Origin of the sequence: Erythrobacter sp. Dej080120_24, assembly GCF_036322605.1 — a bacterium.
Classification (GTDB): Bacteria; Pseudomonadota; Alphaproteobacteria; order Sphingomonadales; family Sphingomonadaceae; genus Erythrobacter; species Erythrobacter aurantius.
The window spans coordinates 857,106-868,520 of the sequence record NZ_AP027262.1 but is presented as its reverse complement, the minus strand read 5'-3'; the positions used below and the strand labels follow the sequence as shown (position 1 = coordinate 868,520).

General features: G+C 60.7%; 7 protein-coding genes. 4 read left to right on the top strand and 3 right to left on the bottom strand.

The genetic code is table 11. The annotated features are described in order from the left end of the window. Nucleotides 1-50: 50 nt before the first annotated feature. The 3 genes from AABA34_RS04330 to AABA34_RS04320 all read right to left on the bottom strand — a co-directional run bounded on the left by AABA34_RS04330 (nt 51) and on the right by AABA34_RS04320 (nt 6,105). Nucleotides 51-3,485: a TonB-dependent receptor gene (locus tag AABA34_RS04330; protein WP_338304045.1), complete on the bottom strand. Its 3,435-nt coding sequence runs from the start codon at nt 3,483-3,485 to the stop codon at nt 51-53. Nucleotides 3,486-3,804: 319 nt separating this feature from the next. Next, complete coding sequence (locus AABA34_RS04325) at nt 3,805-4,749, bottom strand: isopenicillin N synthase family dioxygenase (RefSeq protein WP_338304044.1); 945 nt, start codon at nt 4,747-4,749, stop codon at nt 3,805-3,807. A 90-nt stretch (nt 4,750-4,839) separates the two neighbouring features. Beyond that, a complete protein-coding gene (locus AABA34_RS04320) occupies nt 4,840-6,105 on the bottom strand; it encodes a NupC/NupG family nucleoside CNT transporter (RefSeq protein ID WP_338304043.1) in 1,266 nt (421 codons plus the stop codon). Nucleotides 6,106-6,291: 186 nt separating this feature from the next. Here AABA34_RS04320 and AABA34_RS04315 point away from each other — a divergent pair, with 186 nt between their 5' ends. From AABA34_RS04315 to AABA34_RS04295, 4 genes are all read left to right on the top strand, one after another. Beyond that, nucleotides 6,292-7,011 carry a queuosine precursor transporter gene (locus AABA34_RS04315; RefSeq protein WP_338304042.1) on the top strand — a complete coding sequence of 240 codons (720 nt, stop codon included), beginning with the start codon at nt 6,292-6,294 and terminating at the stop codon, nt 7,009-7,011. A 913-nt stretch (nt 7,012-7,924) separates the two neighbouring features. Further along, nucleotides 7,925-9,250 (top strand): site-specific DNA-methyltransferase, encoded by a 1,326-nt coding sequence (locus AABA34_RS04310; RefSeq protein ID WP_338304041.1) that lies wholly within the window; start codon nt 7,925-7,927, stop codon nt 9,248-9,250. Beyond that, entirely contained in the window at nt 9,243-10,223 is a 981-nt protein-coding gene (locus AABA34_RS04305) for a DUF5681 domain-containing protein (protein ID WP_338304040.1), read from the top strand. Before AABA34_RS04310 ends, AABA34_RS04305 begins: the two co-directional genes overlap by 8 nt. A gap of 828 nt (nt 10,224-11,051) precedes the next feature. Beyond that, a complete protein-coding gene (locus AABA34_RS04295; protein ID WP_338304038.1) occupies nt 11,052-11,414 on the top strand; it encodes a hypothetical protein in 363 nt (120 codons plus the stop codon). The last annotated feature ends 1 nt before the right edge of the window (nt 11,415 follow it).

The following is an 11,415-nucleotide window of genomic DNA, read 5'->3' as shown; positions in this document are numbered from 1 at the left end:
CGGGACCCGAAGGCCCCGCCGCGCGTGTTTGTTGGCAAGTTGGCGACGAATTAGAATTCGTAACGAGCGCCAACCTGGATGCGCCATGCGGACGGGCCGATGCGCAGGTCGTTCTGATCATCCGGGTTGAAACCGCTGATGATGTAGCGACCCTGCGAGTCCACACCGCCGTCGACCAGATCGGTGAAGTCACCGCGTGCACGAAGCACGTTCCAGCTGCTGTCGAGCAGGTTGAGGAAGTTCTGGAAGTCAGCGAACAGCGTGATGCGATCGTCGGTGATCCCGGTCAGCTTGCCGATGAACGGCAGTTCCTGGCTGAAGCGCAGGTCGAGATCGAAGTGCCAATCGTTGCGGCAGGTGTTGCGCGCGATCGATTCGCCCAGTTCGAAGTCGCACTGGCCGCCCACTTCGCTGGTGGCGAGGTAGTTGAGCAGCGAGGCAACGGCTGCCGGATCCGAGCTCGGCGAAACGTTCGGATCGTTCGGGCCGCTCGGGATGTAGAGCAGCGCGTTGTCCGAACCCGACGAGCTGTCGTTGAAGACGCCGCCGCCGTCGAAGGTCAGGCTGTAAGGCAGACCCGAACGCGCCCGGAAGAAGAAGCCGATGTTGGTGTCATACCCATCGAAGAATTCTTCACGGAAGTTCACCGCAGCGGTGAAGTTGTGGCGGGTTTCGAAGTTCGAAGTCGACACAGCCGGGTTCTGACGATCGAAGGCCGCGGTCACGTCATAGGACGAAGTTGCGGTCGACGAACCGTTGTTGCGGTTGTTCTCCGAGTCGGTGAAGGCGTAACCGAAGTTCACGCGGACCGAACCGCCATCGGTGAGCAGGCCACCCTGGAAGTTCTTCGACAGGATGATCGAAGCAACGTGGCTTTCGTAGCTCGGGCCGTTGGTCAGCTGGATTTCATCGTCACGACCGATGCGGTTGAAGCATGCAGCAGTGACATTGTTCCAGACGGGCGGAGTGCCGCCCGAATACGACAGCGTGGCGTTACAACCGGCTGCGTCAGGATCGGTCGGGTCGATCGCAGCGTAGATCGGACGCCCGTCCACGGTGAAGCCGTTGAGGCCGCGCGTGATGTTCGGGGTCTGAGCCAGGTCGACGAAGTTCAGCGTGTCGTTGAACCGCGAGTAGATGTAATCGAGGTTCAGGCGCCAGTTGCTGAAGAAGCCCGTTTCAGCGCCGAAGTCGGTCGAGAAACCGATGTTCGCACGCACCACGGTCGGCACGTCGAATTCGGGATCGGTCGACTGCGTGTCCGACAGACCGGCAGCGGCCTGAGCCGAACCGGCTGCGATCGCGCACTGCGGGAAGCCGGCGAAGCTGCCGCCCTGCAGGACGTTGAACGAACCGTCCGGATTGGTGAACCCGGCGCACTGCGAACGGAAGGTGGTGCCTTCACCGGTCGAGAAACCGTTGTTCGAGAATGCGTTCGAGAAATACACCACCGGGTCACCGCCCGAGAAGATGCCGACACCACCGGTCAGACGGCTGTTCGAGAAGAAGCCGTCATTGTCGAATTCGTAGGTCGCCGAGAGACGCGGCAGCAGTACCGTGTCGAGACGAGCAAACGAGTTGGCATTGGTGAAGCCGTAACGTTCGGCAAAGGCCGGGTTCGTGCGCGGTGCGCCGCCATCATACAGCTGGACGCGGATACCGGCGTTGATCGACAGCTGGTCGGTCGCCTGCCATTCGTCCTGTGCGTAGAACGAATAGATCGTGCGGCTGAACAGCGCGGCAGCTTCGTTGATGTCGCCGCTCGGCGTGGCGTTGATCGTACCGCCGCCGAGGCTTCCTGCAGCGAGGTTGTCGGCGATGTCGCCGAACACGCTGGAGGAGGAACCGCTGGCAACCAGACCGTTTTCGAAGTCGGTCAGGTTACGGAAGAACAGCGTACCGGTCGCGTTGATGGCGAACAGGTTGAAGACTTCCAGATCGTTGATTTCGGTACCGAACTTGAGGAAGTGACCGCCACCGGCGTCCACATTCATCTGGAAACGGACCTGATCGATCTTCGTGTCGAGCTGGTTGGCCGAACGGAAGATGCCCGGGCCGGTCGACAGAATGCCGTTCTGGGTGGTCTGGCCGGCAACCGGCGGAACGCCGACAACGAGACGCACGGCCGGGTTGTCCGACTGTGCTTCGCCGAAACCGACGGGGCCCTGAACGTCGCCAACTTCGGCGCGGCTCACGCGCAGTTCGGTCGAGATCGTGTCGCTCCAGTCGGAGTAGAGACGGACCGAGTAGTAGTCGGAGATCGTGCCTTCGTCTTCGAACGAGTTCAGACCGGTCAGTTCCTGGGCACCGGTGTCGCTTTCGACATTGGTTTCCTCAAGACGCTGATAGGTTGCTTCGAGACGGTGGTTGTCGTTGATGATCGCGTCGATACGACCGAAGTAACGAATCGAAGCTTCGGCCAGCGTGGTCGGGTAACCGCCAACGTCCTGACCATAGACATCGCGCGCGATGCGGGCGAATTCGTCGAACTGTGCCTGGGTTACGAAGTTTGCTTCGTTGGCGAAACCGCCGCCAGCCGGACCGAATTCGTTGCCGTCACCCAGATCGGTTTCTTCGTAACCGACCGAGAAGAACAGGCGATCGGGGATGATCGGACCCGAAAGCGTCGCGCCCCAGCGCTTTTCTTCGCTGCCCTGCAGCGGACGGCCTTCGATTTCGTCAGCCAGCAGGCCGCCGTCGAAGTAGGTGATGAAAGCCGAACCGCTGAAGCGGTTGCCACCGGCCTTGGTCACGACGTTGACGAGACAGCCGGTGAATTCCGAATATTCGACATCGAACGGTGCAAATTCGACCGAAACCTGATCGACCACATCGAACGGCAGCGGGAGCGCGTTACGCGCCGCGAACGGCGTGCCGTTGAGGCCGAAGGTGTCAGCCTGGACGATACCGTCGACGGTGAAGGTGTTCGAACGATCGTTGCCGCCAAGGCAGGAGATACGATCGACGTCGTTCTGGTTGTCGAGAGCGACACGCGGGTCGATGCGGATGATGTCGCGAATGTCGCGGGTGATCGACGGGAACGATTCGAGCGTCTGCGTGTCGAAGGCGGTGCCCGGACCAACGGCAACCTGAGTCACGCGAGCGCGAGCGCCGGTAACGATGATGGTGTTGGCGGCACCTTCGGTCAGCGCGAAGGTGAAGCCGGTGTTGCCCGAGATGCTGGTGAAGACGTCTTCGACCGTCTGGCCTTCGAACCCGTCAGCAGTCACCGTCACGGTGTAGGGGCCACCCGGCGGGAGCGACTGGATGCGGAAGCTGCCGTCTGCGCTGGTGGTCGCAGTACGGGTCTGCGCGGTGCGTTCGTCGGTGATGGTTACGGTCGCGCCGGTCAGCGGATTGCCGTTGGCATCGGTAACCTGACCTTCGACGCCCGACGTAATCTGCTGCGCATAGGCAGGCGTTGCGATGGTGGCTGCGGCGGAGAGGCTTACTACGCTCGCTGCCAGAAGATACTTTATTTTCATGTGAGGGTGCCCCTGATCACGGTGGAGAGAAGTGATGTGATGCGCGCGTCCCTAAGCGGGTTGCACTGCACAAAAGCGACGGTTTTGTGACAATTCTGTGAAACCTGCCAAGACGCAACGGGCCGCTAGATTCATCCACAGGGCTTTGCACCCGAAAACTGGCGGAATTCCGCCGTAAACCGGGCCTGTGTTGCATCTGCGCAACGAAGCGGGCTTTTTTTGGCGGGCTCAAACGCCCCCTCGACAGGGCGTTTTTGCGACGGGACCGACTGAATTTGACCGATTTGTGACGGTGATTCGCTACCGCCTCGACCCGCGATCAGGCGAGATTGATCTCGCGCAGGCGCTGCTGCAGGAAGTCGTGAGCGCTGATCGGTTCGGGCACGTCTCCCGCGCCTTGTGCAATGCAACACTCCAGCGGCTCGATCAGGTAGTCGGGCCGGAAATGCAGGAAGAACGGCATCGAATAGCGTGAACGCTGCGCCCCTGCACCGCGCGGATTGACGACGCGGTGAGTGGTCGAGCGGAGCCTGCCCGCCGTTAGCCGTTCGAGCATGTCGCCGACATTGATCACCAGCGCCCCCTTGGGCACGTCGATCGCGCACCATTCACCCTGCTTGGTCAGCAATTCGAGGCCCGCTTCCTCTGCTCCCAGCAACAGGGTGATGGTGTTGATGTCGCCATGCGCTGCGGCGCGGATCGCGCCTTCGGGCGCATCGGGGCCAAGCGGCGGGTAATGCAGCAGACGCATGACAGAATTGCCGTCCTCGACTGTCGGCGCGAAGAAATCGCGATCCAGCCCGAGGTGCAGCGCGATCGCTTCCAGCACGCGGCCGCCGGCGGTTTCGAATGCTGCGAAAAGGGTGCTGAAGGTATCCTTGAACCCTTCGATCTCGTCCGGCCAGACGTTCGGGGCCATGTATTCGGCCAGCGGATGGCCTTCAGGCAGCGAGCGGCCAACGTGCCAGAATTCCTTGAGATCGAAAATCTCGGCATCCTTGGCCTTTTCGGTGCCGAACGGGGTGTAGCCGCGCGCACCGCCCGCGCCGGGTTTGTGATAGGCGCGCTTCACCTCTTCGGGCAGCGCGAAGAAGGCCTTGGATGTCGCTTCGGCCCGGTCGATCAGTTCTTGCGGGATCCCATGATCGCGGATCACTGCAAAGCCGTATTCGGCAAAGCTGCGTCCCAGCTTGTCGGCAATATCTTCGAGCGGCTGGGCGAGGGATACGGTGGCGATGCCATCAGCGGATTGAATGTCTGTCATGAGGTTCATTTATAGGCTCGCGCGTTGGAGTGCCAAGGGATTGTGCCCTTGCCCCTTCACGCAGGTTGGAGGATCAGTAATTGATGCGCGTCAAAACGGCAGGAAAAGGCTCGCCAGCGCTGCGCTCATAAGATTGGCGAGACTGCCCGCCGCCAGCGCCTTCAGCCCCAACCGCGCGATTACGGGCCGCTGATTGGGGGCAAGCCCGCCGGTAACCGCCATCTGGATGGCGATGGACGAGAAATTGGCGAAACCGCACAGTGCGAAAGTCAGGATCGAACGGCTCCTCTCGGTCAGCCCCTCGACCGCGCCCAGTTCGATGAAGGCAACGAATTCGTTGAGCACGATCTTGGTTCCGAACAATCCGCCCGCGATCTGCGCCTGGTTCCAGTCCGAAATGCCGATCAGGAACATCACCGGAGCAAAGACATAGCCGAGCAATTGCTGGAACGTGACGTCCGGGTAGCCGACCCAGCCTCCGATGCCCCCCAGAATACCGTTGGCAAGCGCCACCAGCGCAACGAACACCATGACCATCGCGCCGACAGCCACGGCCAGCTTCACACCCGTCTGCGTGCCTTGTGCCGCAGCCTCGATGATGTTCGTCGGATGCGCGCCGTCCTCGAATGTTTCGGAAACGGTCACATCCTCCATCAGCTTGTCATGTTCGGCGGCTTCCTCCGGATCATCGGGCATGATGATCTTTGCCATCAGGATGCCGCCGGGCGCCGACATGAAAGCGGCTGCCAGCAAGTAAGGCACGGCGTCGTCACCAAGGAAGGCGGCATAAGCGGCCAGGATCGTCCCCGCCACGCCCGCCATGCCCACGCACATCAGCGTAAACAGGCGCGAAGGCGGCAGCGCGGCGAGATAGGGCCGCACAACCAGCGGGCTTTCCGACTGGCCGACAAAGATATTGGCGGCGCTTCCCAGCGCCTCGACCTTGCTGATCCCCGTGATCCAGCCGATCGCACCACCCAGCCACCGCACCAGCCGCTGCATCACGCCCAGATAATAAAGTATCGAAACCAGCGCGGCGAAGAACACGATCACGGGCAGGGCTGCGATCAGGAAGGTGTTGGCGAAGGGGTTTGTTCCCATCGGGCCGAACAGCGTTTCGATGCCTTGCACCGAATAGCCCAGCAGCGCGATCACCCCGTCAGACAGGAACTTGATCACCTGCACGCCGAAATCGGTCCGCAGCACCAGCACGGCCATCAATGCCTGCAAGGCAAAGGCCGCGCCGACGACGCGCAGCTTGATGTTCCTCTTTCCCGAGGAAAGCAGAAAAGCGATGCCAAGGATTGCGACGATGCCGAGCAGGCTGAACAGGATGGAGGTTATGTTGTGTCTCACCGCAGCTAAGGCGGTGCCCCTTCAAGAATATGCCGTTGTGATCCCGCGCGTCGCCCCCGCAGCGACGCTGTATCAGAGCCCATCTAGCGCGCTGGCGCGCTTCACCGCAAGCCGATGTTCGCATGCATGGTGAAACTGCGATGCATCCGGCTTTTCTTTTGCGGGGCGCTCGCTTACCGATTGGACATGAACGACACCGCGAAACCGCAAGAAACGACCGGCCCCAATGCGGCGGCCGCGCTGGCCACGCCCACGGGGCTGTTTGTCTACATCATCCTTTACGGAGGGATGACGGTGCTGGCCGGGGTCGTCGCGTTCAAGCAGGTGCAATTGTGGCCCAGCAACCTTGCGGTGGAAGCGGGCATTTTTCCGTTCCTGCTGCTGGTGGTGATCACCAGCACGATTGCCCAGCTTTACGGACAAAAGCTCGCCAATCGGCTGATCTGGATCGGTTTCCTGCCCTTGGCGCTTTCGGCGGCGCTCATCTATCTCGTTCTGTCCCTTCCCGCATCGCCCGAGATGCTGGAATTCCGCGCCACCGATCTTGCCGCGTTCGAGACGGTGCTGGGTCAGACCCCGCGCATCCTGATGGCGGGGCCTGCCGCCTACATCACGTCGCTGCTTCTCAACGTCTGGATCTTTTCGAAGCTGCGCGGCAGTGGCGAAGCCACCACCGTCGGCCTGATGATCCGCGGCGCAATCGCATCGGCGCTCAGCCAGGCGGTGGACTCGATCATTTTTGTGACGCTCGCTTTCTACGGCGAATTCGACATTACCAATCTGTTGATCGGGCAGGTGCTGGCCAAGGTAACGCTCAGCTTCGTGCTGGTACCGTTCCTGATCACCTTCGGCGTCAAGGCCGCTGAATGGCTTGATTCCCGCGAGGCTTCCCCGGCGAAGGCCTGAACGGCCTATGGCCGATACGCCCCACGCCCACAACCCGATGGCGGCAAAGCCGCTGAGGCAAATCATCGGGCAGGATGGGGAATGGTGCGCGACGCAGTCTGGAGCGAACGCTGCTCTTGCCTGATTTCCCTGTTTTGCAGGGAATAACAGGGAAATTCGTTCATTTGAGGCCTGAAACAGGCGAAATTTGCCCGATCCAGACCTTGGATTGGAGATTTTTGCGTGCAATTTCAGTCCTTTATTTGCCGGCACATCCCGTTTCCCTGTTATTCGACGGAACAGGGAATTTGTTCGGCCATAACAGGGAATTCAATCGACCGATCAGGGCCTGTTATCCCGCAGAACAGGGGCGCAGGACAGATCGCTGAACGCTCGCCGCATCGCAAGTCCGGAACCTGCCGAACGGTCCAATCCGCAGCCCGTAGCACCGACGGTATCCCACCAGGATTTGGCGTTGCCCCGGAACGCGTTCCGGGGCGCAAGAAAGCGAAGAACCGTTCACCCCCCAATGCGACCGTCGCGAGACAGTCCTGAGGAGTTCGGTAATGTCCAAAATGCCTGAAAACACTTCTGCGCCGTGTGATCGCAGCGCGCTCAGTTTCGGCAGCATGCCGAACGCTACAATCGGAAGCTGTATGTGCGCGCACTTGTCGAGGTGCTGATCGCGGAGCTTTCTCCATCCCCGCAATATGTACGCGCGGATTGCTGTTGCTGGAGGATGCGGGCTCCTCACATGCCGAGGAACGCAAAGTGAACATTATCCACAAGTCTCCACAGCTATCGGCGCGCAAGAACGGACCGGGGCTGACGCGGTTTGCCTTGCTGAGGCATAATGGGCGCTCACCAGAAGGAGGACTGAACCAGTGACTGAGACTGACTTGAACAGACAAGTTGCAAATTATGGAGAAGTCCCATGGAAAGTACCGGATGCCGGTTTGCGCAAGCGATTGCCCAACAACCGATAGCAAAGCTAACCCCGTCCCCGCGCAATGCGCGCACCCATTCCCGCAAGCAGATAAGGCAGATTGCTGACAGCATCGAACGGTTCGGGTTCACGAACCCGGTGCTGGTCGATGACGACAACCTGATTATTGCCGGCCATTGCCGGGTCGAGGCAGCACGGCTGCTGGGTCTTACCAGCGTACCCACCATCACACTCTCGCACATGAGCCCGGCAGAACAACGGGCCTATATGCTCGCTGATAACAAGCTCGCGCTCAATGCGGGCTGGGATCCCGAGATTCTCGCGATCGAGATGCAGGAGCTGATCGATCTTGATTTCGATATCGGGCTTACCGGGTTCAGCCTTGCCGAGATCGACCTGACACTTGAAGCTGCACGCGAGGCAAGGCTGGACGCGCGCGATGCAGCCGAGGACCGGATCCCCGAGCCGGCAGCAATACCGGTATCGCAGCGCGGCGACATCTGGCTGCTGGGAGAGCATCGGCTGATCTGCGGCGATGCGCGTGATCCGGCCGATATCGGGGCGCTGATGGACGGGGCAAGCGCTGATCTGGTGTTCACCGACCCGCCCTATAACGTGAAGATCGACGGTCATGTCTGTGGCAAGGGCGGGATCAGGCACCGCGAGTTTGCCTTTGCCAGCGGCGAGATGAGCGAGGACGAGTTCACACGCTTCCTCGAAGTGACGCTTGGCAATGCCGCCAGCGTCATGCGTGACGGTGCGATTGCCTTTGTCTGCATGGACTGGCGTCACATGCGCGAGCTGCTTGTCGCAGGAGACAAGGTGTTCACCGATCTCAGGAACCTTGTAGTCTGGAACAAGACCAATGGCGGCATGGGCACCTTCTATCGCTCGAAGCACGAGCTGATCTTCGTGTTCAAGCATGGCACCGCAGAGCACACCAACACCTTCGGGCTCGGCGATACGGGGCGTTACCGCACCAATGTCTGGGACCACGCAGGGATCTCCTCGATCGGCCGCAACCGGGCAGAGGAGCTGACGATGCACCCTACGGTCAAGCCGGTTGCGCTGGTGGCCGATGCGATCCTCGACTGCTCGCGCCGCGGCGAGATCGTGCTCGATTGTTTCGGTGGCTCGGGTTCGACAGTGATCGCAGCGCAGAAAACCGGGCGCAGGGCGCGCCTTGTCGAATACGATCCACTCTACTGCGACACCATCGTCCGCCGCTGGGAGGCATACACCGGACGCAGTGCCACCAACATGACCAGCGGCAAGGCTCTTGCTGTTCTCGAAGAGGAGCGGGCTAATGGATGATCGAGCTGATGACGAACGCATTGGTTACAAACGCCCGCCCCGGGATGGGCAGTTCCGCAAGGGTCAGTCGGGCAATCCCGGGGGACGTCCAAAGAGAAAAAAGGTGGAGCAGATCCCGGCGGCCGATCCCGAGCGCGAATCCGACGCAGTTCTTCGCAAGCTTCTCAGCAGGCGCCACGTGGTCATTGAGGGTGGAAAGCAGGTCGAAATGACCATGCTTGAGATCCTTCGCCACAAGCAGATCAAGCTGGCGGCTGAAGGCAACCCGCACGCACTGCGCGAGATCCACCGTGACGTAGAAAGGAGCGAGGCTCGCAAGGAAGCAAGGGAGCGAGCCATGGCTGAGATTGAAGCCTCTTCTGCTAGGGAGAAAGCTGAGGAGGAGATGCGGATTTTCCGCTTCTTGCGGGGCCTCCGGCTCGAGCAGGCCCGCAAATGGAAAGCGGCTCTGGCGCAGGGCCAAGTAGAGCCTGATGAGCCATGGCCACATCCTGATGACATCATCCTCAGCAAGGATGGCACACAGTACCTTGTGCGCGGTCCGCTGGATGCCGAAGACGTGCCCCGATGGGAAGAACTGCGGCGGCTTCGCGACTACTTCGTTGCCGAGATGGTGCTTGCCATTAGCACCGATGCTCCCGCGCTGGTCTGGAAGCTGTGGCTCGGCCTGATTGCACTCACCGACCGCGACCTTCCGGCGCGATGGCAGGTGTCGCATGACCTGAACGCGGCAAGCGGTCCGCTGATGATGATGCGCCTGCCGCGCCTCGAGGCCATCGTGTCCGGCGAACGCGATTGGTTTGAGCGTACCTTTGAAGCCCCGACAATGCGCTCCAAACAGCAGTATCGCAGCGCGAACATGTTGTTCGGGCCGGTACTCCGCTCGCTTGGCTACCGTTCGCTCAGGCACTTCGAGCGCGTCTGCGAGGATAACGGCGGTGAGCCTGCGCTGCCGCGATTGCGGAGCGGGTAGCGCGGGCGAATCGCAGTCGGGAGATTGTGGCGATTCGGGATATTTGTCCGATTTACCCAAGATGTTGGTGCGTCCGCGGGTGCAGATCCGCTCAAATCTGCGTTCAGGCGCACCTTCATTTTTTCTGTAGGGCAAGTTGCCCGATGCCGCAGAAATCCGGGAAACAACAATTCACAGCCCTCAGGTCGGGTGAATATTGTCATTGATATTACTCGGATATTTTGCAGTCCTGACGAGAACTTGCTGCAAAAGGCACCTGCTGTTCATGCACCGTATTCTGTTTCTCGCGAGTACCTCCCTAGCTGCTCTTTCCTGTGCCTCGGTGGCGCATGCGCAGTCGAGCACGGAGACCTACACCTATGATGCGCTCGGGCGCCTCATCAAGGTCGTCACAACCGGCGGTCAGAACAACGGCGAGACGCAGTCGATCTGTTACGATGCTGCTGGAAATCGTACCGAATACACAGCTAACACGAGCAGCGGGAGTGTCGAATGTTCTGGAGGCTCGTCGCCGCCTCCGCCGCCACCACCACCTCCCCCGCCTCCGCCTCCACCGCCTCCGCCTCCTCCTCCTCCTCCTCCTCCGCCGCCTCCCTCATCGATCACTATTACGGATAATGGTCTGAATGTCCTGCCGGCCCATGCGGCGAATTATTCCTGCATGACCGGCAACCTGTTCGGATCTCCATGGGCGGTCTGCACGCTGCTCACGACCAATGTCACTGTCTACACGACCTGGCTGCCTCCCAACTTTGATCCGGGATACTCCCTGACCAGTTCAGGGGCGCTCCAGGTAACGTCTTCAGCTTATGGAACAGGGGTCTCACCATGAAACAGAAGTATCGACTGACGGTACTCACACTGGCCGCTGCTCCGGCCATTCTTGCGCCCGGGCCTCGATTGGGTGGATCGGCACTTCTGGCTCAGTCAGCATCCTCCCCGGTTTGCCTGACAAGCAGCCCCCCAGCGGCGGCCCCTCTCACGGTAATGGTGCCCAAGGCGCATCAGGCTGAGCTGGAAGCAGCCGGTTTTGTCGCCATGGCATGCGCAGGCAAGGAACTCGAGGTGGCGCAATACCAAGCTGACATATGCAAGCTCGCGTCGGGATTGCCGATGAACGCGCAGCAGCAGTTCGCCAGCGCCTACTCCGTAAGCCCGTCTCGTCTGTGCACTCTGGCAGGAGAACTCTGAA